At 60.4% G+C, this 26,301-nt stretch carries 27 protein-coding genes; 3 read left to right on the top strand and 24 right to left on the bottom strand.

The window, feature by feature from the left end; translation table 11 throughout:
- Positions 1 to 71: 71 nt before the first annotated feature.
- From acpP to ACW9HW_RS01080, 6 genes are all read right to left on the bottom strand, one after another.
- Positions 72 to 308 carry an acyl carrier protein gene (gene acpP, locus ACW9HW_RS01055; protein WP_007987170.1) on the bottom strand — a complete coding sequence of 79 codons (237 nt, stop codon included), beginning with the start codon at positions 306 to 308 and terminating at the stop codon, positions 72 to 74.
- Positions 309 to 504: 196 nt separating this feature from the next.
- Complete coding sequence (gene fabG, locus ACW9HW_RS01060; RefSeq protein WP_095195570.1) at positions 505 to 1,245, bottom strand: 3-oxoacyl-ACP reductase FabG; 741 nt, start codon at positions 1,243 to 1,245, stop codon at positions 505 to 507.
- Between the two features lie 16 nt (positions 1,246 to 1,261).
- Entirely contained in the window at positions 1,262 to 2,200 is a 939-nt protein-coding gene (fabD, locus tag ACW9HW_RS01065; protein WP_457397586.1) for an ACP S-malonyltransferase, read from the bottom strand.
- Positions 2,201 to 2,326: 126 nt separating this feature from the next.
- Positions 2,327 to 3,337, bottom strand: a complete 1,011-nt coding sequence (gene plsX, locus ACW9HW_RS01070; RefSeq protein WP_095195568.1) for a phosphate acyltransferase PlsX — start codon at positions 3,335 to 3,337, stop codon at positions 2,327 to 2,329.
- Between the two features lie 4 nt (positions 3,338 to 3,341).
- Positions 3,342 to 3,524: a 50S ribosomal protein L32 gene (rpmF, locus tag ACW9HW_RS01075; protein WP_003179396.1), complete on the bottom strand. Its 183-nt coding sequence runs from the start codon at positions 3,522 to 3,524 to the stop codon at positions 3,342 to 3,344.
- A 13-nt stretch (positions 3,525 to 3,537) separates the two neighbouring features.
- On the bottom strand, positions 3,538 to 4,065 hold the full coding sequence (locus ACW9HW_RS01080) for a YceD family protein (protein WP_007942001.1): 528 nt from the start codon (positions 4,063 to 4,065) through the stop codon (positions 3,538 to 3,540).
- 106 nt (positions 4,066 to 4,171) lie between these two features.
- Between ACW9HW_RS01080 and ACW9HW_RS01085 the strand changes: the two genes are divergently transcribed.
- Entirely contained in the window at positions 4,172 to 4,750 is a 579-nt protein-coding gene (locus tag ACW9HW_RS01085) for a Maf family protein (RefSeq protein ID WP_095195567.1), read from the top strand.
- Positions 4,751 to 4,844: 94 nt separating this feature from the next.
- Here ACW9HW_RS01085 and ACW9HW_RS01090 read toward each other — a convergent pair whose 3' ends face one another.
- The 3 genes from ACW9HW_RS01090 to rluC are packed head-to-tail and all read right to left on the bottom strand — an operon-like array spanning position 4,845 to position 7,470.
- Positions 4,845 to 5,834 (bottom strand): S49 family peptidase, encoded by a 990-nt coding sequence (locus ACW9HW_RS01090; protein ID WP_457397591.1) that lies wholly within the window; start codon positions 5,832 to 5,834, stop codon positions 4,845 to 4,847.
- A gap of 24 nt (positions 5,835 to 5,858) precedes the next feature.
- The gene (locus tag ACW9HW_RS01095; protein WP_457397594.1) at positions 5,859 to 6,521 is read right to left on the bottom strand and encodes an HAD-IA family hydrolase; all 663 of its coding nucleotides are present in this window, start codon (positions 6,519 to 6,521) and stop codon (positions 5,859 to 5,861) included.
- Positions 6,508 to 7,470 carry a 23S rRNA pseudouridine(955/2504/2580) synthase RluC gene (rluC, locus tag ACW9HW_RS01100; RefSeq protein ID WP_095195564.1) on the bottom strand — a complete coding sequence of 321 codons (963 nt, stop codon included), beginning with the start codon at positions 7,468 to 7,470 and terminating at the stop codon, positions 6,508 to 6,510. Before rluC ends, ACW9HW_RS01095 begins: the two co-directional genes overlap by 14 nt.
- A gap of 702 nt (positions 7,471 to 8,172) precedes the next feature.
- On the opposite strand from rluC, the gene rne reads away from it, so the two are divergent.
- Positions 8,173 to 11,391: a ribonuclease E gene (gene rne, locus ACW9HW_RS01105; protein WP_457397598.1), complete on the top strand. Its 3,219-nt coding sequence runs from the start codon at positions 8,173 to 8,175 to the stop codon at positions 11,389 to 11,391.
- 189 nt (positions 11,392 to 11,580) lie between these two features.
- On the opposite strand, the gene ACW9HW_RS01110 is transcribed toward rne, so the two are convergent.
- The 12 genes from ACW9HW_RS01110 to ACW9HW_RS01165 all read right to left on the bottom strand — a co-directional run bounded on the left by ACW9HW_RS01110 (position 11,581) and on the right by ACW9HW_RS01165 (position 23,027).
- On the bottom strand, positions 11,581 to 12,171 hold the full coding sequence (locus tag ACW9HW_RS01110) for a nucleotidyltransferase family protein (protein WP_095195562.1): 591 nt from the start codon (positions 12,169 to 12,171) through the stop codon (positions 11,581 to 11,583).
- Positions 12,168 to 13,151 carry an XdhC family protein gene (locus ACW9HW_RS01115; RefSeq protein ID WP_095195561.1) on the bottom strand — a complete coding sequence of 328 codons (984 nt, stop codon included), beginning with the start codon at positions 13,149 to 13,151 and terminating at the stop codon, positions 12,168 to 12,170. The genes ACW9HW_RS01110 and ACW9HW_RS01115 overlap by 4 nt, the downstream gene beginning before the upstream one ends.
- A complete protein-coding gene (locus ACW9HW_RS01120; RefSeq protein ID WP_457397601.1) occupies positions 13,151 to 15,472 on the bottom strand; it encodes a molybdopterin cofactor-binding domain-containing protein in 2,322 nt (773 codons plus the stop codon). Before ACW9HW_RS01120 ends, ACW9HW_RS01115 begins: the two co-directional genes overlap by 1 nt.
- The gene (locus ACW9HW_RS01125; RefSeq protein ID WP_095195559.1) at positions 15,469 to 15,939 is read right to left on the bottom strand and encodes a (2Fe-2S)-binding protein; all 471 of its coding nucleotides are present in this window, start codon (positions 15,937 to 15,939) and stop codon (positions 15,469 to 15,471) included. The genes ACW9HW_RS01120 and ACW9HW_RS01125 overlap by 4 nt, the downstream gene beginning before the upstream one ends.
- 244 nt (positions 15,940 to 16,183) lie before the next feature.
- Positions 16,184 to 17,203, bottom strand: a complete 1,020-nt coding sequence (murB, locus tag ACW9HW_RS01130; RefSeq protein ID WP_457397603.1) for a UDP-N-acetylmuramate dehydrogenase — start codon at positions 17,201 to 17,203, stop codon at positions 16,184 to 16,186.
- Complete coding sequence (locus ACW9HW_RS01135; protein ID WP_095195557.1) at positions 17,200 to 17,664, bottom strand: low molecular weight protein-tyrosine-phosphatase; 465 nt, start codon at positions 17,662 to 17,664, stop codon at positions 17,200 to 17,202. The genes murB and ACW9HW_RS01135 overlap by 4 nt, the downstream gene beginning before the upstream one ends.
- Positions 17,664 to 18,428 carry a 3-deoxy-manno-octulosonate cytidylyltransferase gene (kdsB, locus tag ACW9HW_RS01140; protein WP_457397605.1) on the bottom strand — a complete coding sequence of 255 codons (765 nt, stop codon included), beginning with the start codon at positions 18,426 to 18,428 and terminating at the stop codon, positions 17,664 to 17,666. Before kdsB ends, ACW9HW_RS01135 begins: the two co-directional genes overlap by 1 nt.
- Complete coding sequence (locus tag ACW9HW_RS01145) at positions 18,425 to 18,610, bottom strand: Trm112 family protein (protein WP_003179363.1); 186 nt, start codon at positions 18,608 to 18,610, stop codon at positions 18,425 to 18,427. Before ACW9HW_RS01145 ends, kdsB begins: the two co-directional genes overlap by 4 nt.
- Positions 18,611 to 18,635: 25 nt before the next feature.
- Positions 18,636 to 19,646, bottom strand: a complete 1,011-nt coding sequence (gene lpxK, locus ACW9HW_RS01150; protein ID WP_457397608.1) for a tetraacyldisaccharide 4'-kinase — start codon at positions 19,644 to 19,646, stop codon at positions 18,636 to 18,638.
- The gene (locus ACW9HW_RS01155; protein WP_095195554.1) at positions 19,646 to 20,074 is read right to left on the bottom strand and encodes an ExbD/TolR family protein; all 429 of its coding nucleotides are present in this window, start codon (positions 20,072 to 20,074) and stop codon (positions 19,646 to 19,648) included. Before ACW9HW_RS01155 ends, lpxK begins: the two co-directional genes overlap by 1 nt.
- Positions 20,071 to 20,706 carry a MotA/TolQ/ExbB proton channel family protein gene (locus tag ACW9HW_RS01160; RefSeq protein ID WP_170948694.1) on the bottom strand — a complete coding sequence of 212 codons (636 nt, stop codon included), beginning with the start codon at positions 20,704 to 20,706 and terminating at the stop codon, positions 20,071 to 20,073. Before ACW9HW_RS01160 ends, ACW9HW_RS01155 begins: the two co-directional genes overlap by 4 nt.
- Before the next feature lie 98 nt (positions 20,707 to 20,804).
- Positions 20,805 to 23,027, bottom strand: a complete 2,223-nt coding sequence (locus tag ACW9HW_RS01165; protein ID WP_457397611.1) for a DNA internalization-related competence protein ComEC/Rec2 — start codon at positions 23,025 to 23,027, stop codon at positions 20,805 to 20,807.
- A 136-nt stretch (positions 23,028 to 23,163) separates the two neighbouring features.
- Between ACW9HW_RS01165 and ACW9HW_RS01170 the strand changes: the two genes are divergently transcribed.
- Positions 23,164 to 23,679, top strand: a complete 516-nt coding sequence (locus ACW9HW_RS01170) for a DUF2062 domain-containing protein (protein ID WP_457397614.1) — start codon at positions 23,164 to 23,166, stop codon at positions 23,677 to 23,679.
- 142 nt (positions 23,680 to 23,821) lie between these two features.
- Here the strand turns inward: ACW9HW_RS01170 and ACW9HW_RS01175 are convergent, their stop codons facing one another.
- From ACW9HW_RS01175 to ACW9HW_RS01185, 3 genes are all read right to left on the bottom strand, one after another.
- Positions 23,822 to 24,601, bottom strand: a complete 780-nt coding sequence (locus ACW9HW_RS01175) for an ABC transporter permease (RefSeq protein WP_095195551.1) — start codon at positions 24,599 to 24,601, stop codon at positions 23,822 to 23,824.
- Positions 24,598 to 25,530 (bottom strand): ABC transporter ATP-binding protein, encoded by a 933-nt coding sequence (locus ACW9HW_RS01180; protein ID WP_095195550.1) that lies wholly within the window; start codon positions 25,528 to 25,530, stop codon positions 24,598 to 24,600. The genes ACW9HW_RS01175 and ACW9HW_RS01180 overlap by 4 nt, the downstream gene beginning before the upstream one ends.
- A 133-nt stretch (positions 25,531 to 25,663) precedes the next feature.
- Complete coding sequence (locus ACW9HW_RS01185; RefSeq protein WP_457397617.1) at positions 25,664 to 26,287, bottom strand: glutathione S-transferase family protein; 624 nt, start codon at positions 26,285 to 26,287, stop codon at positions 25,664 to 25,666.
- Positions 26,288 to 26,301 lie beyond the last annotated feature (14 nt).

Here is a 26,301-nt window from a genome sequence, read left to right on the forward strand (position 1 = left end):
CCTAAAGAAAAAACCGCACGCCATGTGGCAGTGCGGTTTTTTCCATGACAGCGAGCAACGATTACAAACTATTACGCCTGGTGGGCAGTAACGTAATCGATAGCAGCTTGTACAGTAGTGATCTTCTCAGCTTCTTCGTCAGGGATTTCGGTCTCGAATTCCTCTTCCAGAGCCATCACCAGCTCAACGGTGTCAAGGGAGTCAGCACCCAGGTCTTCAACGAAGGAAGCAGTGTTGACCACTTCTTCTTCTTTAACGCCCAGTTGCTCGGCAACGATTTTCTTGACGCGCTCTTCGATGGTGCTCATACCTTGTTTTCACTCCTAATGGACAAATTCAGGCAGCTGGCCAGTGGGTAAGTGTATAGAAAGACTTTTCAGCTTTTCAACTGAAAGCTTCACTCCTCAAACCCGGTGACCCTCTGCCTATAAATAGATTGCAGCTTTATAACGGATTTTAGACAGCTCGTATGACATTTTTTTGAAGCAATCCGTCACATTTAACTTACATGTACATCCCGCCGTTCACCGGGATTGTAGCCCCGGTCACGTAGGCTGCACCGTCGGATGCAAGAAAAGCGACCACGGACGCGATCTCTTGAGCTTGCCCCAGACGACCCAGCGGAATCTGCGTCTGCAAGGCTTCACGCTGCGCTTCCGGCAATTCGCGAGTCATATCGGTGTCGATGAACCCTGGGGTTACCGAGTTGACCGTAATAGAACGCGAACCGACTTCACGCGCCAGCGCACGGCTGAAACCTTCCAGACCGGCCTTGGCGGCGGCATAGTTTACTTGGCCTGCGTTGCCCATGGCACCCACAACCGAACCAATACTGATAATTCGTCCCCAACGGGCTTTGGTCATCCCGCGCAAAACGCCCTTGGACAGGCGATACAGACTGTTCAGGTTGGTATCGACGACGTCATACCATTCGTCGTCTTTCATGCGCATCATCAGGTTATCGCGGGTGATGCCGGCATTATTCACCAGAATCGCCGGAGCACCGAACTGCTCCTGAATGCTTGCCAACACAGCCGATACGGACTCGTCGCTGGTGACATTGAGCTCCAGGCCAGTGCCTTGAATGCCGTGTTCCTTGAGGGTGGCGGCAATGCGCTCGGCCCCCGAGGCGGAGGTCGCAGTGCCAACAACGATGGCGCCCTGACGACCCAGTTCCAGGGCGATAGCCTGGCCGATACCGCGGCTTGCGCCGGTGACCAGTGCAACTTTACCTTGCAGACTCATGCAAGTTTCTCCTGATTCAGGCCAGCGCTGCGCGGGCGGCAGCGAAAGCGTCTGGGGTATTGAGGTTGGAAGTCGATACGCCATCGGCGCAACGTTTGTTCAGACCGGCCAGCACTTTACCCGGGCCGCACTCGACCAGATTGGTCGCGCCCTTGGCTGCCAGCGCCTGGACCGACTCGACCCAGCGTACAGGCTTGTAAAGCTGTTCAAGCAGATCGCGCTTGAGGGTTTCCAGATCGGCTGGCACATCAGCACTGACGTTCTGTACCACAGGAATCTGCGGTGCCTGCCAGTCGATCGCAGCGATCGATTCAGCGAAACGCTCGGCGGCCGGACGCATCAGCTCGCAATGAGACGGCACGCTGACCGGAAGCGGCATGGCGCGCTTGGCACCACGAGCCTTGCAGCCTTCGATGGCACGCTCGACCGCAGCCTTGGCACCGGCAATAACCACCTGACCCGGAGAGTTGAAGTTGACGGCACTGACCACTTCGCCTTGCGCCGCTTCGGCACAGGCTGCCAGAACATCAGCATCGTCCAGACCGAGGATGGCGGCCATGCCACCCTGCCCGGCCGGCACGGCTTCCTGCATCAGCTGACCACGACGCTCGACCAGTTTCACCGCATCGCCCAGGCTCAGACTGCCTGCCGCGACCAGCGCGCTGTATTCGCCCAGGCTGTGACCGGCTACATAAGCCGGGCGCGCGCCACCTTCCGCCAGCCACAGGCGCCACAAGGCGATCGAGGCGGTCAGAATGGCCGGCTGGGTTTTATCGGTTTGATTGAGTTGCTCTTCCGGCCCTTGCTGGGTCAGTGCCCACAGGTCGTAACCCAAAGCATCGGAAGCTTCTTTGAATGTTTCGAGGACAACCGGATGTTGCGCGCCCAACTCGGCCAGCATGCCGAGGGACTGCGAACCTTGTCCCGGAAAGACGAATGCGAGGGAAGCAGACATGTAACAAGCCCCTAATGATCTTGTCGTCGGAGAGTTGACGTCCCGCTTTGGGGGACGCAAGAAACTGACAGTTGGATGGCCAATTGAACTGAGCGGTCACATTTAAGCATTGTCCGACGAAAACGCCTAAAGCAACAAATCCTCCAGACGACCGTGAATGCGTTCCGGCAGGTTTTCCTGTATCTCGATCAAGGCACGGGAAATTGCACTCTGAAACCCCTGCACCCCGGCAGAACCGTGGCTTTTTACCACAATGCCCTGCAAACCGAGGAAACTCGCGCCGTTATGCCGCGCGGGCGCCAGATCGGCTTGCAGGCGCTTCATCAACGGCAGGGCTAGCGCGCCGACCATGCGCGACGGCAGGCTTTTCTTGAATAGCGCTTCGATACGCCCGGCAATCATGGTCGCCAACCCCTCACTGGATTTGAGCAGGATGTTGCCGACAAACCCGTCACACACCACGACATCCGCCTCACCACGGTATAAACCGTCACCTTCGACGAAACCGATGTAGTTGATACCACGAGCACGTTGCAGCAAGGTTGCGGCGAGCTTCACTTGCTGATTGCCCTTGATGTCTTCGGTACCGATGTTCAACAACGCCACGCGCGGACGCACGATACCCAGGGTTTCTGCGGCAACCGAGCCCATCACCGCAAACTGCAACAGGTGCTCGGCGCTGCAATCGACATTGGCGCCCAGATCGAGCAACTGGCAATAACCCTTCTGCGTCGGGATCGCCGCGACCATGGCCGGCCGGTCGATCCCCGGCAAGGTCTTGAGTACGAATCGAGACAACGCCATCAGCGCCCCGGTATTGCCGGCACTGACACAAGCCTGGACCTTGCCCTCGCGCAACAACTCAAGCGCCACGCGCATCGAAGAGTCTGGCTTGCCGCGCAGGGCCTGGGCAGGTTTTTCATCCATGGTGATGACTTCGGATGCCGGTGCAATCGACAGGCGCGAGCGATCCACAGCCGATTGGCCAGCGATCAATTCTTCAAGGAGGGAGGGTTGACCGACAAGGGTCAGGTGCAGCGAGGGGGTAGCAGACAGGCAAGCAAGGCTGGCCTGAACAATGCTGCGGGGACCGAAGTCCCCGCCCATTGCGTCAATCGCGATGACTTGAGCGGACAAGTGATTACTCGTCAGCGCCCTTGTCGATCACTTTACGGCCACGGTATACGCCTTCTGGCGATACGTGGTGACGCAGGTGAACTTCACCAGTGGTTTTTTCTACAGACAGGGTGCTAGCCTCGAGAGCGTCGTGCGAACGGCGCATGTCACGGGCAGAGCGGGATTTTTTGTTCTGCTGAACAGCCATAATTGATTAACTCCTAAACGTTTGGGTCACGCTTTAACTGCGCCAATACACTGAACGGGTTGGACCGCGTTACCTCGTCCTCGCTCGGTTCGGGCTCATCTGCTCCCGCCGGCTGCTGGCATTCTTCCGGATGATGAGCAGGCACAATGGGCAAGGCGAGCAGAAGCTCCTCCTCGATCAGTGACTGCAGATCCAATGGATCTTCGCCCAGTTCCAGCACGTCATAACCTTTCGGCAACGACTGGGTATTCGCACCCTCCTTCACCACAGCATAACTGCATTCGCTATGGATCGGCAGGGTGACCAGCTCAAGACAACGCTGGCAAACCATTTTGACTTCAGTGTCGATAAAGCTGTGGATGACCACAGATTTACGTTCATCTCGTTCAAAAACGAATTTAGCCTGCACCGTACCGACATTGTCGGAAAGCGGGTCGCAGAGTCTCTCCAAATCGGCCAGCAGCATTTCACCTTGAAGGGTGGTGCCACGGTCAGCCAATTTGCGCGGGTCAACGTGAGGTGGAATCGGGTCATTCAACATAGGCGCAGCATTATAGGGATGCACCCGCCCATGTCAAAGGAAATTCAGCCCTGTCCGTCACTTGCAAGCCTCCGCTAGAATCCTCGCCTGCCCTCTGGAGATACCCATGCTGCCTTTATTACTCGCTTCCGGCTCGCTCTATCGCCGGGAATTGCTAGCCCGCCTGCAACTGCCGTTCACCTGCAGCTCGCCGGATATCGACGAAAGTCATCGCCCGGGCGAGTCCGCCGTTGATCTGGTCAAACGCCTCGCCGAGGAAAAAGCACGAGCACTGGCCGGCAACCATGACGCCCATCTGATCATCGGCTCCGACCAGGTCGCCGTGCTCGGCGACAGGATCATCGGCAAACCCCACACCTTCGAAAAGGCCCGTGAGCAGCTGCTGGCCTCCAGCGGCGCCAGTGTCACCTTCCTGACCGGCCTGGCCTTGCTCAACAGCCGGACCGGCCACTGCCAGGTCGACTGCATTCCCTTCACCGTGCACATGCGCACACTCGACACCGCACGCGTCGAGCGCTATCTGCACGCAGAACAACCCTACGATTGCGCTGGCAGCTTCAAGGCGGAAGGCCTGGGGGTGAGCCTGTTCCAGAGCACTGAAGGCCCTGATGCCACCAGCCTCGTCGGCCTGCCGCTGATCCGCCTCGTAGACATGCTATTGATCGAAGGCGTGCAAATCCCCTGAAAAGCAAAAGATCGCAGCCTTCGGCAGCTCCTACGATGGACGCGAATCCCTGTAGGAGCTGCCGCAGGCTGCGATCTTTTCTGCAACCGGACCGTTAACGCAACGATGGACCGTTAAACCCCATCCACATCGCCAAATGCTCAGCCACGCTGGCTCCGAGCTTTTTCGAGAAGCGATCGAACGGCGACTCCTGAACAGTGAAGTCCACCAGCTCTTTTTCGCCGATGACATCCCGCGCAACATAACTGGCATTGCCCAGACCATCGATCAGCCCCAGCGGCAACGCCTGTTCGCCGGACCAGACCAGCCCGGAGAACAGCTCCGGATGCTCCTTGTCCTTCAGGCGTTCGCCACGACCCTGCTTGACGCTGTTGATGAACTGCTTATGGGTCGTATCCAGCACCCCTTGCCAGAAGGCGGTTTCTTCAGGCTTCTGTGGCTGGAACGGATCGAGAAACGATTTGTGCTCGCCGGAATTATAGGTACGGCGCTCGACCCCCAGCTTCTCCATGGTACCGACAAAGCCGTAACCGGCCGCCGTCACACCGATAGAGCCCACCAGGCTCGCCTTGTCGGCATAGATCTGATCAGCTGCACTGGCAATGTAATAGGCACCCGAAGCGCCGAGATCGGAAATTACCGCGTACAACTTGGTATCGGGATGCAATCCACGCAGACGGCGGATTTCGTCATAGACATAACCCGACTGCACCGGACTGCCGCCCGGACTGTTGATACGCAGAATGACGCCCTTGACCTTCTCGTCATCAAAAGCAGCCCGCAGACTGCCGACGATGTTGTCCGCACTGGCCGGCTCCTTGTCGGCGATCATGCCGTTCACGTCAATCAGCGCGGTGTAGTTGCCGCTGCGTGCAGCCACTTTTTCCATGTCCATCAACGGCGAGAACAGCGCCAGCGCAATAAACAGGTACACAAAGGTCAGCAGCTTGAAGAAAATCCCCCAGCGGCGAGACCGGCGCTGCTCCTGTACACCGGCCAGCAGTGTCTTTTCCAGCAGCTTCCAGCTCTTTTCGTCACCGTTCTCTGCGCTCGCCTTGGCGGGCGCTTTCCATTCGTCGGCCATACCATCTACCCCAGCAAAAACCTATTAAGCCCGCTGACTGAGCCAGGCATGCAATTCTGAAAAGCGATCAATGGCCAGCCGCGGCTCGAACAACTTCAGCGCTTCGATCGACTGGGCGCCATAGCTGACAGCCACCGAGTCCATGCCGGCATTGCGCGCCATCTGCAAATCGAAGGACGAGTCGCCGACCATCAACGCCTGGTCCGGGCGAACGTCGCAATGGGCAAGGATCTGTTCAAGCATCAGCGGATGTGGCTTGCTGGCAGTCTCGTCGGCCGCGCGAGTGATGTCGAAGTAACCTTCCCAGCCGTGGGATTTCAGCACCCGATCCAGCCCACGACGCGCCTTGCCAGTCGCGACAGCCAGATGATAACCCTCGGTTCGAAACGCTTCGAGCGACTCGACTACACCCTCGAACAACGGCGAAGGCACTGCCTCTGACGCGATGTAATGATCCGCATAGTGCTGACGAAACGCCACCAGCTCTGCATCACCGATTTCGGGATACAACGTTCGGATCGCCTCCGGCAGCCCCAGGCCGATGATGCCCTTGACGGCGAAATCATCACGCAACGGGAAACCGGATCGTTCGGATGCCACGTGCATCGCTTCGACAATCCGACCAATGGAATCGGCCAACGTGCCATCCCAATCGAAGACCAGCAGTTTGTAATCAGATGGGTGCACTCAGGCGCTCCACGGTTTTTGCCCACATTTCATCGACAGGCGCCTGAAGCTTCAGCTCGCCACCATCGGGCAGCGGCACGGTCAGCATGTAGGCGTGCAGAAACAGCCGCTTACCACCCAGATCACGGATTTCCTTGCTGAAATCGTCATCGCCGTACTTGGTGTCGCCGGCGATGCAGTGCCCGGCGTGCAGGGTATGGACGCGAATCTGGTGGGTTCGACCGGTGATCGGCTTGGCCTCGATCATGGTGGCAAAGTCGCCAAAGCGACGCAGGACCTTGAACACGGTCACAGACTCCTTGCCCTCCTCCTCGTCGACCTCGACCATACGCTCACCGGAGCGCAGATTGCTCTTGCCCAGCGGCGCGCGGACCTGTTTGATCGAAGAAGCCCAATTACCACGAACCAGCGCCATGTAGCGCTTATCGACGCCATCGCCGCGCAGCGCTGTGTGCAAGTGACGCAGCATGCTGCGTTTTTTGGCAATCATCAGCAGGCCGGAGGTGTCCCGATCCAGGCGATGGACCAGTTCAAGCTCCTTGGCGTCAGGGCGCAACTGGCGGAAGGCTTCGATCACGCCGAAGCTCAGGCCGCTGCCGCCATGGACCGCGATCCCGGCGGGCTTGTTGATCACGATCAGCGCCTTGTCTTCATAGACAATCGAGGCTTCGAGCCGCTGCAACAGCCCTTGGGCCAGGGGCACCGGCTCGTCACGCTCAGGCACGCGAACCGGCGGCACGCGCACGATATCGCCCGCTTGCAGCTTGTATTCGGGCTTGATCCGGCCCTTGTTCACACGCACTTCGCCTTTGCGCAAAATGCGGTAAATCAAGGTCTTGGGCACGCCTTTGAGCCGAGCGAGAAGGAAGTTATCAATACGTTGGCCGGCATATTCCGGTGAGACCTCAAGCAGTTGTACGCCTGGAGTCGAGGGGGCAGTAGTCGTCATGGCGCGGATGATATCAATTTTTTATGGAATTGAAGCACTTAATCATTACTGCTATAGTCGCGAACGCCGCCAAAAGCGGCCTGGACAGCGGACCAACGGTCAAAAACCGGCCCTGACCAACGCAATTCACCAGGACGCGAGGCCGTCCTACGGGGCTTTAGCTACGTAACGGTGGAGTTTGCAGGTGTAACGAGCGCAGGTGACATGAGGCCTGAATCACGCCGCAAAGCAGAGTTTTTCACTCGCCACGCGAGCCATATTCACGGCCAGTTCACAAAGTGCAGTCAGCTGCGAATGACCCCGAGCGAACGCTTCGGAAACAAACGCCTAAATTAGCCATGATGCGTGACCTCCCCTTTCGGAGCTCACGGTAAATGCCAACCCGCTGCGGATTCTGCGCGCGGCAGCACCCGAATTATCAGGGATACGTGTAGGGTGGAGATGCACAACCGCTGGACTGTGTAGCAATAGGCTTTATCAAGACGCTTCATCTCGTCCACAGCCGCCGGTTGATTCCTCCTCCTGACTGAGTGCTTAAGTAGCCACAGCAAGCAGGACGCGTACGTCGCGATGCAGGCCCACATTGGCCGGACATCGCTGGACACGGGAATGGCCAACCACTCCCGACGCACCTGACACCGACCGTGAGAAGTCGTGTGTGCCGAACGCCGTTTCCGGCAGCCCGGAAACCGACGGTACTACATGAAAAGAATGCTGATTAACGCAACTCAACCTGAAGAGTTGCGTGTTGCACTGGTAGATGGCCAGCGCCTCTACGACCTGGACATCGAATCCGGTGCACGCGAGCAGAAGAAGGCCAACATCTATAAAGGCCGGATTACTCGCATCGAACCAAGCCTTGAAGCTGCCTTTGTCGATTTTGGCTCTGAGCGCCACGGCTTCCTGCCCCTCAAAGAAATCTCCCGCGAATACTTCAAGAAGGCCCCCGAAGGCCGCGTCAATATCAAGGACGTCCTGAGCGAAGGCCAGGAAGTCATCGTGCAGGTCGAAAAAGAAGAGCGTGGCAACAAGGGCGCTGCCCTGACCACCTTCATCAGCCTGGCCGGTCGTTACCTGGTACTGATGCCGAACAACCCGCGTGCCGGCGGTATTTCCCGTCGCATCGAAGGTGAAGAGCGTAATGAACTGCGTGAAGCCCTGAACGGTCTGGTTGCCCCGGCCGACATGGGTCTGATCGTGCGCACTGCCGGCCTGGGCCGCAGCAGCGAAGAAATGCAGTGGGACCTCGATTACCTGCTGCAACTCTGGACCGCCATCAAAGAAGCGTCGCTGGATCGTTCCGCGCCATTCCTGATCTACCAGGAAAGCAACGTGATCATCCGCGCCATCCGCGATTACCTGCGCCAGGACATCGGCGAAGTGCTGATCGACAGCGTCGAAGCCCAGGACGAAGCCCTGACCTTCATTCGCCAGGTCATGCCGCAGTACGCCAGCAAGATCAAGCTGTACGAAGACAGCGTTCCACTGTTCAACCGCTTCCAGATCGAAAGCCAGATCGAGACCGCCTTCCAGCGCGTCGTCGAACTGCCTTCCGGCGGCTCCATCGTGATCGATCCGACCGAAGCCTTGGTGTCCATCGACATCAACTCGGCGCGCGCCACCAAAGGCAGCGACATCGAAGAAACCGCCCTGCAGACCAACCTTGAAGCCGCCGAAGAAATCGCCCGTCAGTTGCGCCTGCGCGACATCGGCGGCCTGATCGTCATCGACTTCATCGACATGACCCCAGCCAAGAACCAGCGCGCCGTGGAAGAGAAAGTCCGCGAATGCCTGGAAGCCGACCGCGCTCGCGTGCAAGTCGGCCGTATCTCGCGCTTCGGCCTGCTGGAAATGTCCCGTCAGCGCCTGCGTCCATCCCTGGGTGAAAGCAGTGGCATCGTTTGCCCTCGCTGCAGCGGCACCGGCATCATCCGTGACGTTGAATCGCTGTCGCTGGCGATCCTGCGCCTGATCGAAGAAGAAGCCCTGAAAGACCGCACTGCCGAAGTGCGCGCCCAGGTGCCGATCCCGGTCGCAGCATTCCTGCTCAACGAAAAACGCAACTCGATCACCAAGATCGAACTGCGCACCCGTGCCCGCATCGTCATTCTGCCGAACGATCACCTCGAAACGCCGCACTTCGAAGTTCAGCGCCTGCGCGATGACAGCCCGGAAGCTGCCACCAACCAGTCCAGCTACGAAATCGCCGCTGCCGCTGCCGAAGTGGAAGAAGTCCAGCCAGCCGCTGCGACCCGCACCCTGGTTCGCCAGGAAGCCGCGGTCAAGACGGCTCCGGCCCGCGCCAACGCTCCGGTTCCAACCGAAGTCGTCGCTCCGGTTGCTGCACCGGTCGCCGCACCAGAGCCAAGCCTGTTCAAAGGCCTGGTGAAGTCGCTGGTCAGCCTGTTCGCCACCAAGGAAGAGCCTGCCGCTCCGGTCGTGGTTGAAAAACCGGCTGCCGAGCGCCCTGCCCGCAACGAAGAGCGCCGCAACGGTCGTCAGCAGAGCCGCAACCGTAACGGTCGCCGCGATGAAGAACGCAAGCCTCGCGAGGAACGTGCACCGCGTGAAGAACGCGCACCACGTGAACCACGCGAAGAGCGTCAGCCACGCGAAGCCCGCGAAGAAACCCCGGCCGTAGCTCGCGAAGAACGCGCACCTCGCGCGCCCCGTGAAGAACGTGCACCGCGTGCTCCGCGTGAAGACCGCAAGCCACGTGGCGAGCGTGAAGAGCGTGTACGTGAACTGCGCGAGCCTCTGGATGCCGCTCCGGCCGCCGCTGCTACCGCTGAAGAACGTCCGGCCCGTCAGCCACGGGAAGAGCGCGCTCCACGCCCACCGCGTGAAGAACGTCAACCGCGCGCCGAGCAAGCCGCTGCTGCCGTTGCCGAAGAAGAGCTGCCAACCAACGAAGAGCAACTGCAGGAAGAAGGTCAGGACGGCGCCGAAGGCGATCGCCCACGCCGCCGCTCCCGTGGCCAGCGTCGTCGCAGCAACCGTCGCGAGCGTCAGCGTGATGCCAACGGCAATGTGATCGAAGGTTCGGATGACTCCGAGTCCGGCGAAAGCAGCGAAGCGCCAAGCACTGCCGATCTGGCCGCCGGCCTGGCTGTTACCGCAGCCGTTGCCAGCACCGTGATCAGCGCTCCGGCCGAAGCACAGGCCAACGAGCAAGCCGAACGCGCCACTGCCGCCACCCTGGAGACAGCTCCGGTCGAAGCGCCAGTCGTTGAAGCGACAACACCGGTCGAAACCACCGCATCGCCGGAAGTCGAATTGGCACCCGCGCCTGAGGCACAGCCAGTAGTTGAAGCTGCCGCCGAGCCTGCCATCGTCGCCGAAGCGCCTGCCGTGATTGCAGAACCTGTGGTCGAAGCTGTAACCGAAACCGTGACCGAAACCGTTCGTGAAGTTCGCGAAGAGCAAACCGCGTTCAACTGGGTTGCCGAGCCAACTGTAGCCGAGGCACCAGCACCGGCACCAGCCGCTGAAGCCGAAGTGGCTGAGGCCATGATCTCCGAGCCAGTGGTTGCCGCTGCCGAACCTGCTCCTGCAGTTGAAGCACCGGTTGTTGCCGAAGCGCCTGCTGCAGTGGTCGAAGCCGCGCCTGTCAGCGCCCTGACGCCAAGCGGTCGTGCGCCGAACGACCCGCGTGAAGTGCGTCGTCGCAAGCGTGAAGCCGAGCGCCTGCAGAAGGAAGCCGAACTGGCTGCCGCTGCTGCTTCGGTTGAAGCGGTTGTCGCTGAAGAACCGGCGCCAGTAGCTGCTGAAGTCGTCGAGGCAGCGCCTGCCCCGGTTGCCGAGGTCGCTGCCGAGCCAGCTGAATCCGTGATCCACGAAGCCCCGCGCTCCGTGCAGGAAGCAGTAGAGCAACACGAACAGGCCCAGGAAAAAGAGCACGAGCCTAAACCGCTCGTCTGATTCCGTCGGCCACTAAAAAGCCCCGCCTGGTGAACCCAGGCGGGGCTTTTTTCATGTCTGCTGTAAAACAGGTAAACCGCGTTATCGTTCATCGCGGGCAAACACCGCTCCCACAGGTCTTGCGTCGTTCAATGATTATGCAAGCGACACAAGACCTGTGGGAGCGTGGCTTGCCCGCGAAGCGATCTATCAGACAAAGACCAGCTTTTCAGGCACATCCACATCCCACAACACACCGGGATCATCCACCGTTACTTCAACCACCCGACCCTGCGCAAACAATGCCTTGGCCCCGCGGTCACCGGATAACGCCATCAACCCCGGACCAAAGTTGCGACCAAACCCCACGGGATGTCCGAATTCGCCCTCCTGCACCGGCACACTGATGCAATCATCGACAACTTGCGCCACGACCTGCCCAATGCTGGACGGCAGGATAAACGGCATATCCCCCAGCACCATCAACCAGCCATTGAGCTGCGCACACGCCGCCACCCCTGCCGCAATGCTGTCACCCATTCCGGTCGACTCGACCAGCACGATCTCGCAGCCATAGGCCTTGGCCATACGGATGACTTGCGGGCGATCCGCGGTGGTCACCAATACACGCCTGTCCAGTTCAGCCGGCAAATTCACCAGCACCTGCTCGATCACCGAACGGACAGCGTCATCAAGCCCCGTACAGTCCGCCAGCAACTTGTCCTTTTCATCGCCTGCAACCTGCCGAAACCGGCTGCCCTGCCCCGCTGCCAGAACGATGACACCGATAGGTTCGCTCATGCGCCCTCCCGCAACGGCTTTTTCTGTTTCAGCTCCACGCCATTCTTGATCGCCACAATCTCGGCCATCAGCGACAAAGCGATTTCCGCCGGGCTATGGCTGCCAATGTGCAGGCCAATCGGACCGTGCAGCCGTTCGATGGACTGCTGCGACAAGCCTAGTTGAGCCAGATTATCCCGACGTTTCTGGCTGTTGACCCGCGAGCCCAGCGCGCCGACATAAAAAGCCCTGGAGTCGAGGGCCGTGAGCAGCGCCATGTCATCCAGACGCGGGTCGTGGGTCAAAGCGACGATGGCCGTGCGTTCGTCGGTCTGAATATTCAGCACAGCCTCGTCGGGCATGCCCGAGACAAACCGGCCGTGCTGTTCTTCCCAGCCGTAGACAAATTCGCTGCGCGGATCGCAGATCAGCACTTCGAAATCCAGAAGCCGCGCCATCTCGGCGACATAACGGGACAGCTGCCCCGCACCGATCAGCAACAAGCGCCAGCGCGGGCCATAGATCGCACGCAGGGTCTGCCCGTCAAACACCAACGCGTCCGTTTTGCTGGCTGGCTGCAGAACAACTTCCCCGCTTGCGATATCAAGCGAACGCGCCACGATTTCATGGGCCTCGCAGCGCATCAGTAACTCGGCGACCCATGCCGGGTCGCCTACGCGCTCTTCGGTCAGACGCAATGTGCCACCGCATGGCAAACCAAAACGCGCTGCCTCCTCGCGGGTCACGCCGTAGGTGATCAGTTGCACCGGAGGCCCATCGGCCGGAATTCGGCCGTCGTGCAACCGCGCAATCAGGTCATCCTCTACGCAGCCACCGGACACCGAACCAATCACCACGCCATCCTCACGCAACGCCAGCATGGCGCCAGGCGCCCGGGGGGCAGTACCCCAGGTCTGGACCACGCTGTACAACACCACCCGCTGACCGGCGCGACGCCACTCCAGCACGCTGCGCAGGACGTTCAGATCGACGCTGTCCATCAGGCTCCCGCCTTGTTCCAGCCCTGTAGCTGGTAACGAACCGGCAGGTCGCGGATACGTTTACCCGTGGCGGCGAAGATCGCGTTGCACAGTGCGGGGGCAATCGGCGGCACACCCGGCTCGCCGACACCGCCCAACGGCACGGTGCCCGGCGGTGTGACCAGATGCACGGCGACTTCCTTCGGCGCCAGCGACATGCGCGCCACTTCGTACATGTGGAAGTTGTCCTGCTGGACCTTGCCGTCCTTGAAACTGATCTCACCCAACACCGCGTTGCCCAGGCCCATGACACAGGCACCTTCGAATTGCGCGCGAATCCGCTCGGGGTTGATCTGCGGCCCGCAGTCCACGGCGATATCAGCCTTGTGCACGATCAACGTGCCATCGTCTTTGACTTCGACCTCGATTACCGCCGCCACGTAGGTCACGAAGCTGTAATGCACCGCCAGACCCAGGCCCCGGCCCTTCGGCACCTCGCGCCCCCAACCGGCGGCTTTGGCGGCGGTTTCCAGCACCGTACGCAACCGCGCAGTGTCGATCGGATAACGCTCGGGCGATTCGCCGTAGTTCCACTCTTCACTCAAGGTACGTGGATCGATCTGCCGATCAGGGCCGAGCAGCTTGATCTGGTACTTGAGCGGATCTTCCTTGGCCTTGTGCGCCAATTCGTCGATAAAGCTCTGAATGGCAAAGCCATGAGGAATGTTCGACACCGAGCGGTACCAGCCCACGCGGGTGTGGACGGTCGCCTCGGGGTTTTCCAGGCGGATGTTGGGAATCGCATAAGCCATGTTGGTGAAACCCATGCCCAACTCGAAAGCCGCCTCGTGATTCATGCCCGGTGCGAACAACGCAGTGATGCTCGGCGCCACCGTACGGTGCAACCAGCCGGACGGCAGGCCATCCTTGTTAAGGCTGGCCTTGAGGTGTTCGACCGACACCGTGTGGAAGTAGGAGCAATGGATGTCGTCTTCACGGGTCCATTGCACCCGCACCGCCTTGCCAGGGAATTCCTTGGCCAGGATGGCCGCTTCGATGATGAAGTCAGGCTTGGACTTGCGACCAAAACCACCGCCAAGCAAGGTGACATTGAAGGTGACCTTGTCGAATGGCACGCCCAGGCGTTCTCCAATCCGTTCGCGGGTGACTTGCGGCGCCTGGCTCGGCCCCCAGGCTTCGCACACGCCATCTTTGTAACGGGCGATGGCGACCATTGGCTCCATCGGCGACTGTGACAAATGCGGCAGGTAGTAGGATGCTTCCAGCGTACTGTCGGCGCTTTTCATGGCTTCGTCGATGTTGCCGGTGTTGCGCACCACTTTGCCGGGTTTCAGGGACGCGGCTTCCAGCGCCTTGCGGTAAGCAATGGAGTCGTAGCTGGCGTTGGGACCGTCATCCCATTCGATTTTCAATGCCTCGCGGCCCTTGATCGCCGCCCAGGTATTGTTCGCCACCACAGCGACGCCGCCCAGCGGTTGAAACTCCGATGGCAGCGGTCGGCTCTCGATCTGCACGACCTTGACCACGCCAGGGACCTTCATTGCCGCCGCGGCATCGAAACTCTTGACCTTGCCGCCATACACCGCCGGCCGGGCAATCGTGGCGAACAGCATGCCGTCGAAATGCACGTCGGCGCCATACACGGCGCGACCGTTGACGATGTCGTCACCGTCGATGGCCTTGGTACCTTCCTTGCCAATGTAGCGGAATTCCGATGGCTCCTTGAGCCTCAGGCTGTCACGCGCCGGTACGGCCAAGGCACTGGCAGCAGCGGCCAGGGCGCCATACTCCAGCTCGCGTCCGGAAGGTTTGTGGATGACTTTATGCAGTTGCGCATGGCATTCGCCCACTGGCACTTTCCAGTGGTCGGCAGCGGCCTGTTCCAGCATGGTCCGCGCGGCGGCACCACAACGGCGCATCGGCTCGAACCAGTGGCGCATACTGCGCGAACCGTCGGTGTCCTGGTTGCCGAAGCGTATCTCGTCGCCCGGCGCCTGCTTCACTTTGACCCGCGCCCAGTCGGCTTCCAGTTCATCGGCCACGACCATGGTCAGACTGGTACGAACGCCCTGGCCCATTTCCGAGCGGTTGCAAACCACAGTCACCGTGCCATCAGTGGCGATGCTGACGTAAACCTTGGGATCATCGATCCAGCCATTGGGCATGCCGTCGGCGCCGAATTTCTTCTCTTTTTCTTCGGCAAAAACGTCTTGCCAGCCCCAGCTCGCAGCGACCACCAAGGCACCAGTAGCACCCACACCCTTGAGGAAACCACGGCGGCTGAGGTTGCTCAGGGCAAAATCATTCGGTAACCGGCTCATGCCTTGGCCTCCTTCAGGTGAGTAGATGCCTGGCGGATGGCGGTCTTGATACGGTTGTAAGTGCCGCACCGGCAGATGTTGCCGACCATCGCCTCTTCGATCTGTTCATCACTCGGGTTCGGATTCGTCTTGAGCAGCGCGGTGGCGGACATGATTTGCCCACCCTGGCAGTAACCGCACTGGGCCACGGCGGTATCAAGCCAGGCTTGCTGCACGACTTTGCCCACCGGGTCGGCGTGCAGATTATCGATGGTGGTGATGTTCTGCCCGACAACCGAACCGATCGGCGTGATGCAGCTACGCGCCGGAGCGCCTTCGATATGAATGGTACAGGCACCGCACAGGCCCATGCCGCAGCCGAACTTGGTGCCGTTGTAACCGGCCACGTCACGGATTGCCCAGAGCAGCGGCATGTCCTCGGTGACGTCGAGTTGATGGTCTTGACCATTGAGCTTCAGGGTAATCATGGGCACGCCCGCATAGTATTGGGTTATGGGGTCGAGCAATCTGCCGCCGGAAATCGGCGGTTGGCATCACGCAGATCGACTCAGGCTAAAGGGGCTCTCTTATGCCGACGGGGACGTCTGCACCGGGCCTTTGGTGGAACAAATGCATTGCATCGTTAGCTCGCTAAGTTAACGCAGCATTAACAAAAAAGCCCTGCACTTTTCATCAGTGCAGGGCTTTGGATTCAGCCTTGAAAGCTTAGCTTCAATACCGGTTCGGCTCCATTTCCAGCTCGACATGGAAACGTTCAGAAATGTCTTTCTGGATACGCTGCGCCAGGTCGAGTAATTGCAACCCCGTCGCGCTGCCGTAATTGACCAGCACCAGCGCCTGCAATTTGTGCACACCCGCATCGGCTTCGCGGAAACCTTTCCAGCCTGCCCGCTCGATCAGCCAGCCGGCGGCCAGCTTCATCTGCCCGTCCGGTTGCGCGTAAGCCACCAGATCCGGGTATTCGCCTTTGAGCCGGGCTACCAGCGCCGCCGACACCAAGGGGTTCTTGAAGAAACTGCCGGCGTTGCCGAGCACCGCAGGGTCCGGGAGCTTTTCGTTGCGAATGCTGCAAATGGCCTGGCTGACATCGGTGGGGGTCGGGTGTTCGATACCTTGGTCGGTCAGGCGTTGACGCACCGGGCCGTATTCCAGATGCAGGTGTGCGGTGCGATCAAGGGCGAAACGCACGCGCAGGATCAACCAGCGCCCCGGCTCCTGTTTGAACAGGCTGTCACGGTAGGCGAAGTTGCATTCTTCCAGGGTGAAGTCACGCAACTCACCGCTCTGGCGATCGAGGGCGGTCAGGCCGGCGAAAACGTCCTTGATCTCTACCCCATAGGCGCCAATGTTCTGCATCGGGGCTGCACCTACGGTGCCGGGAATCAGGCTGAGGTTTTCCAGTCCCGACAGTCCATGCACCAGCGTGTGTTGCACAAACGGGTGCCAGGGTTCGCCCGCCTCGGCTTCAATCACCACTTTGCTGCCGTCGTCGCTCAGTACGCGAATCCCGCGTGTGGCCATGCGCAGCACAAGCGACGGGATATCGGCCGTCAGCAGCAAATTGCTGCCACCGCCAATCACCAGCAGCGGCACCTCATGCGCCTGTGCGTAGGCCAGGGCTTCCCGCACGTCGGCGTCGCTATGGGCCTCGGCAAACAGGCGGGCCTGAACGTCCACGCCAAAACTGTTGTACGGTTTGAGCGAAACCTGCGATTGCACCTGCAAACTCATAACCGTCCCTTCAGTTCGATCACCAGCCGATCGCTGGCACGCTCGATCAAGTCCAGCACCTGCTCGAAACCCTGGTCACCGTCGTAATACGGGTCAGGGACTTCATCGACTTCAGATTCATAGCGGCGCAGGAACAGGTCCAGCTCGGCCTTGCCCTTGGCCGGCTGCAAGGCTTTCAGGTTGCGCAGGTTGCTGTTGTCCATCGCCAGGATCAGGTCGTACGCAGCGAAATCGGCGCGAGTGACTTGCTGGGCGCGCTGGGCCGACAAGTCATAGCCACGCAGCTTGGCCGCGGCCTGGCTGCGCCTGTCCGGCGCCTTGCCGACGTGCCAGTCACCGGTGCCGGCGGAGGCGACTTCGACTTGATCGGCCAGCCCCGCCTCATGCAGTTTGTGGCGCAACACACCTTCGGCGGTGGGTGAGCGGCAGATGTTGCCCAGGCAGACAAACAGAACCCGCATCAGGCCTCCAGCAGGCGACGAACGCGCTCAAGGTCTTCAACGGTGTCGACACCGGCCGGCGGCGCGATGAGTGCGTCGGCGACGTGAATCCGTACGCCATGCCAGAGTGCCCGCAATTGTTCCAGGCATTCGGTGTTTTCCAGCCAGCACGGTCCCCAGCTGACGAAGTCATGCAGGAAACCGGCGCGATAGGCATAGATGCCGATGTGGCGACGGTAAGGCACGCCCTGCGGCAACTGTTCACGGCTCTGGGCAAAGGCATCCCGCGCCCATGGCAACGTGGCGCGGCTGAAGGTCAGTGCCAGGCCATTGATGTCGCTGACGACCTTGACCACATTGGGATTGAACAGGGTTTCAACGTCTTCGATCGGCTCGCCCAGGGTGGCCATGCGCGCTTCAGTGTGGGCCGCCAGGTTGGCGGCGACCTGATCGATCACGCTCGGCGGGATCAACGGTTCGTCACCCTGGACATTAACCACGATGGCGTCTGGCGCCAGGCCCAGTTTCGTCGCGACTTCCGCCAGGCGATCGGTGCCGGAATTGTGATCCTCGCGGGTCATCACCACTTCGGCTCCAAACTCGATGCAGGCCGCGCGGATGCGTGCATCGTCAGTCGCAACCACCACGCGCTGGGCGCTGCTTTTGCTCGCCTGTTCCCAGACGTGCTGGATCATCGGTTTGCCGGCGATCAACAGCAGCGGCTTGCCCGGCAAGCGGGTGGAGGCGTAACGCGACGGAATGACAACGGTAAAGGCTGTGGTCATTTATCCAGACGCTCGTCGGTGGTCAAGGTGCGGGCTTCGGATTCGAGCATCACCGGGATACCGTCGCGAATCGGGTACGCGAGACCTGCGCCCTTGCTGATCAGTTCGGTCTTGTCGGCGCTGAGCTTGAGCGGGCCTTTGCAGACCGGGCAAGCGAGGATGTCGAGCAATTTGGTGTCCATGAACATTCCCTGGATAAATACGGTTTTAAGGCAACAGACGAGCCGGCAACAGGCGCATCAACTGTGTATCGAACCAGGCCACGAAAGCCGGCGACGGCACAGCATCGACCGCCAGGTACCACCAGTCGGCGGCGGCGAAGGCACGGCACTTCACCGCGTCCTTTTCGGTCATCACCAACGGCAATGACGGGGTGAAATTCAAGGCCTGCACGCTGTATTCGGCGTGGTCGGCGAATGCATGCGGGACTGGCTGCCAGTGTAGCGTTTCGAGGGTCTTGAAGAAACGCTGCGGGTTGCCAATCCCCGCCACGGCGTGCAGCGCCTGGCCTGGGGCAAAGTGGTCGAGAGCACGCCGTTCGCCGCTGCGCAGATTGATCAGTGAGGTCGGTTGTAACTGGAAGGCAAAGCCACTCTCGCGGTCATGTGCAGCACCGTTGTAGAGCACCGCGTCGACGCTTTGCAGACGTTCGGCCGGTTCGCGCAATGGCCCGGCCGGCAAGCAACGCTGGTTGCCCAGACCACGGGCGGCGTCGATCAACACCAGCTCCAGATCCCGAGCCAGGCGGTAATGCTGCATGCCGTCATCAGAGAGGATGAGGTCCAGCGGCTCGCTGGCCAGCAAGGCTTTGACGGCGCGGCTGCGGTCCGGGTCGATCATCAAGGGCACGCCCGTGCGCTGAACGATCAACAGCGGTTCGTCGCCGGACATTCCTGCGCTTTGATCTGCCTCGACCCGCCACGGCAAGTGCGGGGGTTTGGCGCCGTAACCGCGACTGACCACGCCGACCCGCAAGCCGCTGCGCTGGCAATGCTGGATCATCCACAAAATCAGCGGCGTCTTGCCGGTGCCGCCGACAGTGATGTTGCCGACAACGATCAACGGCACAGGCGGCTGATAGATTTCGCCCTCACCCGCCAGGAAACGCTTGCGCTTGTTGTTGACCACGCGCCGGTAGAGCCACTCCAGTGGCTGTAACAACTTCAAGGCCGGATGACCTCGATACCAGGCGGTGAGCAGACGATCGGACATGGCCATCAGGGCGCGGACGGCGCCGCCTCGACTGTGGTCATGCGCAAGTGGTTGAAGCCAAGCTTGCCGGCGGCATCCATGGCAATGATCACAGACTGATGCTGGGATTTGCCATCGGCGCTGATGGACAGCGGCCGATTGGTATCGCCGTTGGATTCTTTCTGCAGGGCTTCCATCAAGCTGGCCAGATCGCTTTTCGGCAAGATCTGGTTGTTCACCGAGAACACACCGTCGGCACTGATGGCGATGTCCAGTTGTTTGGTCTGGTCTTCAGCCGGCGATCCGCTGACCGCTTCCGGCAAATCAACGCGCAACTGGGTTTCACGGGTAAATGTCGTGGTCACCACGAAAAACAGCAGCAGGATAAACACCACGTCGATCAGCGACGCGAGGTTGATGTCCACGTTCTCCCGTTGCTTGCGGCGGAATTTCACGCTTTGCCCCCAGCGAGATCCACATCTCGGTCGCCCTGAACGACTTCGACCAACTTGATCGCTTCCTGCTCCATGCCCACGACCAGTTCATCGATCCGGCGTTGCAGGAAACGGTGGAAGAACACCGAAGGGATACCGACCATCAGGCCCGCGGCCGTGGTGATCAGCGCCTTGGAGATACCCCCGGCCAGTACGGAGGCATTGGTGGTCATGCCCGTGCCCATGAACGCGCTGAAAATGTCGATCATGCCCAGCACCGTACCCAGCAAGCCCAGCAGCGGCGCCATGGCGGCAATGGTGCCCAGGGCATTGATGTAGCGTTCCAGTTCGTGGATGACCCGTGCGGCAGCCTCTTCGATGCACTCCTTCATGATCTCGCGACCATGCCTGGAGTTGGCCAGGCCCGCCGCCAGGATCTCGCCCAGCGGTGAGTTGGCGCGCAATTCCTTGAGCTTCTCTTTATTGAGTTGCTTGTCCTTGATCCAGACCCAGACCTGCCCAAGCAAGTGCTCGGGGGTCACGCGGCTGGCACGCAGGGTCCAGAGACGCTCGGCAACGATCGCCATGGCCGCGATGGAACTCAGGATGATCGGCAGCATCATCCAGCCGCCGGATTTGACCAATTCCCACACAGTGTCAGTCCCCTCGAAAAAGTGCGCCACTCTAACATAGGGGCTGGACGCACCGAAGACCGTGATGTCGCATCCGGTCGGGCTTTCACGATCCGCGGTCACTGCGCAGAGCGCCAGAAACGCGGTTCCTGGCGCATCGACCACGGCGGTTTGAAGTGCCCCAGTGCCAGACGGATGGCACCCTGCTCGGCGCTGTCATGGATCGTCATGTCGCGGGCTCGATAGCGCGCAATGACGGTGGGGTGGGGATGACCGAAGGAGTTTCCCTGGCCGCGGGAGATCAGTGCCGCCTTGGGTTGCAACACGGCGAGCAGGGCCATCGATGACGAACTGCGACTGCCGTGGTGCGGTGACTGCAACCAATCGGTGGTCACGGCCAGCGGACTGTCGAGCAGGACGCGTTCGGCCGCAGCGTCGATATCACCGGTCAGCAGCAATCGCTCGCCATTGGCTTCGATCTGCAGCACGCAGGATTTTGGATTGCTTTCCCGGGCATCCGCCCATCGCCAGAGTTCAAAATTCACACCGTCCCAGGTCCATTGCCGACCGCTCTCGCATTCCCCGGCTTGCAGTTCCGCCGGCAACGCCTCGGGTTCGCCACTGATCACCTGCTTCACCGGCAGTCCCTTGGCGACCGCACGCGCGCCACCGGCATGGTCGGCGTGGGCGTGGCTGATCAGCATCAGGTCGAGACCGTCCACGCCCAATTTGCGCAGCGTCGGCAGAACGACGCGCTCGCCCAGGTCGTTATCACCCAAACGCGGCCCGGCGTCATAGAGCAGCGCGTGATGGCGGGTACGCACCAGGATGGACAACCCCTGCCCCACATCCAGCTGCCAGATTTCGGCCATGCCTTCAGGCAGATTGGATCGGGGCGGAAAAACCAGCAATAGCAGCAAAGGCCAGCCCAACGGCCGCAGCGGAACGCCTCGCGGCAGCAAGAGCAGGAACGCACCGAGTGCCCCCATGGTCCATGCCCACCAGGGAACCGCCACGGGTATCCACGCGGGAACCTGCCCGGCCATCAACGCCAGGCCCTTGAATAGCCAGTCGATCAGTCCTCCAGCCAGCCACAGCATGCCCTCCCCCACATGAGGCACGGGTAGCAGCAGGGTTCCGAGCAAGGCAGGCGGTAGCACCAGCACGCTGATCCAGGGGACGGCCAGCAGATTGACGAGCGGCCCGCTGAGGCTGATCGGCAACCCCAACACCAGCAATAACGGCGCCAGGCCAATGGCGATCAGCCATTGGGCACGGGTCCAGGTTTGCCACCATCGCCAGGGACCAAGGCGACCGCCGAAGGTGAAAATCAGTACCGCCACCGCCCCGAACGACAACCAGAACCCCGGTTGCAGACTGGCCAGCGGGTCCAGTGATAGAACACCATTGAGCGCCAGCAATAGCGGCCACCAGGCGCCGAGATGACGAAATCGCAGGCGCCATAACAGCACCAGGCCGACCATCAGGCAGGCACGGCGCACCGGCACCTCGAAACCGGCCAACAACCCGTAACCGAGGGCGGCCGCGAATGCCAGGCCGCAAGCCCAGGGCAGCCACGGCAGACGGTTTGGCCACAGCCCATAGCGGGCAAGCCCGGCGATCAGCATATAGACCAGGCCCGCCAGCAACCCGATGTGTTGCCCGGAAATCACCAACAGATGCACGGTGCCGGTGTCCTGCAACACCTGCCAGTCTTCGCGACTGAGCCCGGTACCATCCCCCAGTACCAGCGCCGCCAGCGCGCCCGTTCGCCCTTGAGCATCTACTGCCTGTAATTTCTGACGAATGCCATCACGCCAGGCCCCTCGCGCCTCGGTGAGTCGCTCACCGTCCTTGACCGTCCCGGTCGCGCCGATACCACGCGCCAGCAACCAGGCCTCGTAATCGAAAGCATGGGGATTGAGCAGCCCGGCGGGACGCTTCAACTTGACCGCCAACCGCCAGCGTTCGCCGCTGTTGACCGGCGGTCCGTCATACCAGGCCAGGCGCATGAGCTGCGGCACTTTTGCGCGCCGTGACCGGGCGTCGGCCAGTTCGAAACGCACGACGCCCTCGCCGTGCTGGGGCAGTCCCGCTACCCGCCCTTCGATCCAACGTGTTTCGCCATCAAGCTTCGGTGCCAGCCGATCATCCAGCGCCCATTGCGCCTGCGCACAGGCCCAACTCAAACCGAACAGGAAAAACGCCACGGGGTACGTCCTGAACGGCAAAAACATCAAACCCACCACCGGCATCAACAACCACAACCCGACCGGCGGCAACGCCGGTAAAAAACGCAGGGCCAGCAAACCCAGCGCCAACGCCACCATCCCTGTGCGCATACGCCCGTCCTAGAGAGTTCCGTCTCTAGTCATAGCGGTTCGACTGCACGGCCGTCGTTATCAATTGTCACAAAGTCTGAATGGGCGGTTCATAGAATCCAGACATACTTGCCGCCTTAATCGACCGAGAAGCCCTATGCCCCGGCGCTTATTCAAACGTTACATGCCAGATCCGACCAGCATCAGGGAACACAAATCCTTACGCTTTCTCGGCACGCTGCTGCATGACCCGAACCTCTGGCACCTCAACCGCCATTCCGTCGCCCGAGCGATGGCCGTCGGTCTGTTCGCGGCGTTCCTGCCGATTCCGCTGCAGATGCTGCTCGCCGCCATCCTCGCCATCGTCGTGCGCGGCAACATGCCGATTGCCGTCAGCCTGGTCTGGCTGACCAATCCGATCACCATGCCCGCCGTTTTCTTTTGCACCTATCAGACCGGCGCCTGGCTGATGGACGTTCCCACCCGCCATCTGCCAGACGAATTGACCTGGGAATGGATCAGCGGCGAACTCTCGACCTTGTGGCAGCCGTTCCTGCTGGGCTCGGTGGTGACAGGACTGGTGCTCGGTGCGTTGGCCTATTGTCTGGTGATGATGTATTGGCGCTGGTGGGTCGCGCGTCAGTGGAGACGGCGCCGGCAGAGTCGGATGTGAGAATGCAAAACGGCCTCCGATTGGGAGGCCGTTTTTTTGTGGCATCTGGAATGACGCCTTCGCGAGCAGGCTCGCTCCCGCAAGAGCACATGGATACCTGCAGGAGCGAGGCTTGCCCGCGAAGAAGGCAACGCCGTATTGCTTAGGTACGCATCCCCCGCCCACTCACCAACAACCGTGCACAACCAAAATACAGAATCACCGTCGCCACCAACATGAACGCAATCGCCACGCTGATCCGGATATCGGAAACACCGAGGATCCCGTAACGAAACGCATTGACCATGTGCAACACAGGGTTGGCCAGGGACACGGTCTGCCAGAACGGCGGCAGCAGCGAGATCGAATAAAACACCCCGCCCAAATACGTCAAAGGCGTGAGCACGAATGTCGGAATGATCGAGATGTCATCGAAGTTGCGCGCAAACACCGCGTTGATGAAACCCAGCAGCGAGAAGATCGTCGCCGTCAGCACCACCACCAGAATGGTCACGCCCAGGTGATGAACCTGCAAGTCGGTGAAGAACAGCGACAGCAACGTCACGATGATCCCGACCATCAATCCACGCAGCACGCCACCGAGGGTGTAGCCGACCAGAATGGTGTGCGGAGAAACCGGCGACACCATCAATTCTTCAATGGACCGCTGGAACTTGCTGCCGAAGAAACTCGACACCACGTTGCCGTAGGAGTTGGTGATCACCGACATCATGATCAGCCCCGGCACGATGTACTCCATGTAGGTGAAGCCACCCATGTCGCCAATCTGCCGACCGATCAGGTTACCGAAGATCACGAAGTACAGAACCATGGTGATGGCCGGCGGCAGCAGAGTCTGCGGCCAGATCCGGGTAAAGCGCCGGACTTCACGGTAAACGATGGTGTTGAGGGCAACGAGGTTGGGGCGCAGCTCGGAACTCATACCGCCACCTTCGACAGATTTTTCTCCACCAGGGACACGAACAACTCCTCCAGGCGATTGGTTTTGTTACGCAGGCTCAGCACCTCGATGTTCTGCTGGGCAAGCTGGGTGAACAGCGCGGTGATGCCCATGCTTTTGTCGACCTGCACTTCCAGGGTGTGACCATCGAGCAACCGTGATGGATAGCCGATCAGTTGCGGCGGCGCGCTCAGACTGCTCTTCAAATCCAGCAGGAAGGTTTCGACATGCAGCTGGCCGAGCAACTGCTTCATGCTGGTGTTTTCGACGATGGTGCCGTGATCGATGATGCCGATGTTGCGGCACAGCTGTTCAGCCTCTTCCAGGTAGTGCGTGGTGAGGATGATGGTGATGCCTTTTTTGTTCAGCTCGGTGAGGAAGCTCCACATCGAGCGACGCAGTTCGATGTCCACCCCGGCGGTCGGTTCGTCGAGGATCAGCAGGCGCGGTTCGTGAACCAGCGCGCGGGCGATCATCAATCGACGCTTCATGCCGCCGGACAGCGAACGCGACGGAACATCGCGCTTGTCCCAAAGGCCGAGTTGCGTCAGGTATTGCTCGGCGCGTTCCTTGGCGACTTTCGATGGAATGCCGTAGTAACCGGCCTGGGTCACGACGATGTCGAAGGTTTTTTCAAACTGATTGAAGTTGAATTCCTGGGGCACCACGCCGATGGATCGCTTGAGCGCCGCCGGGTTCTTGTCCAGGTCGTGACCGAAGATATTCACCGTGCCGCTGGTCTTGTTCACCAGGGTCGAGAGAATGCCGATGGTCGTGGATTTGCCGGCGCCGTTCGGGCCGAGCAAGGCGAAGAAGTCACCTTCGGCGACATCCAGATCGATACCACTCAAGGCCTGGAAACCGTTGCCGTAGGTTTTGGTTAGCTGCCGGATGGACAGAGCGGAACTCATATCGGATTTACGCACCAAGAAGGAAAGAAAGGAATAAATAGGGGCGAGCGGCGATCAACACAACCACAGCGCATTGGCACAATGGTGCTTGTCGCCGCCACACAAGTACAGTCAAGTGTGTCGATAGTGAGTATTAAGTCAACGCGGTCATGACCGCCTTGCGATACGCCGGACGCTGTTTCAACCGAGCGTACCAGGCCTCCAGATGGGGTTGCGGCGCGCGCTCGATCGGCATCTCGAACCAGGCATAAATAAAACTGCCCAGGGGAATGTCGCCCATGCCGATCTGTTCACCGGACAGGTAGGGACTGGCCGCCAATGCCTGATCGGCCATTGTCAGCAGCGCGTCGCACTCCTTGATCGCAGCCTTGATGGCGGTCCAGTCCTGTTGATCTGCCGGGGTGCGCAGGACACCCCAGAATACGGTGCGGAAGGGACCTGCAAAACTGGAGGTGGTCCAGTCCATCCACTTGTCAGCGGTGGCTCGTGCTTGCAGATCCGACGGGTACCACGGGGTATTCGCGGCATGCCTGGCCAACAGGTATCGAACGATGGCGTTGGACTCCCACAACACGAAACCATCGTCTTCGATCACCGGAACACGGCCATTGGGGTTCATGGCACGGTACTCAGGCGTATCGACGACACCAAAAGCGCCGCCCGCATCGATGGCTTCATAGGCCAGGCCTAGTTCCTCGGCGGCCCACAAAGGCTTTCTGACATTCGATGAATTTTTCCGACCCCAGATCTTCAGCATGACCGCCTCTCGAT

This window comes from Pseudomonas sp. SDO5532_S415, from assembly GCF_054071155.1.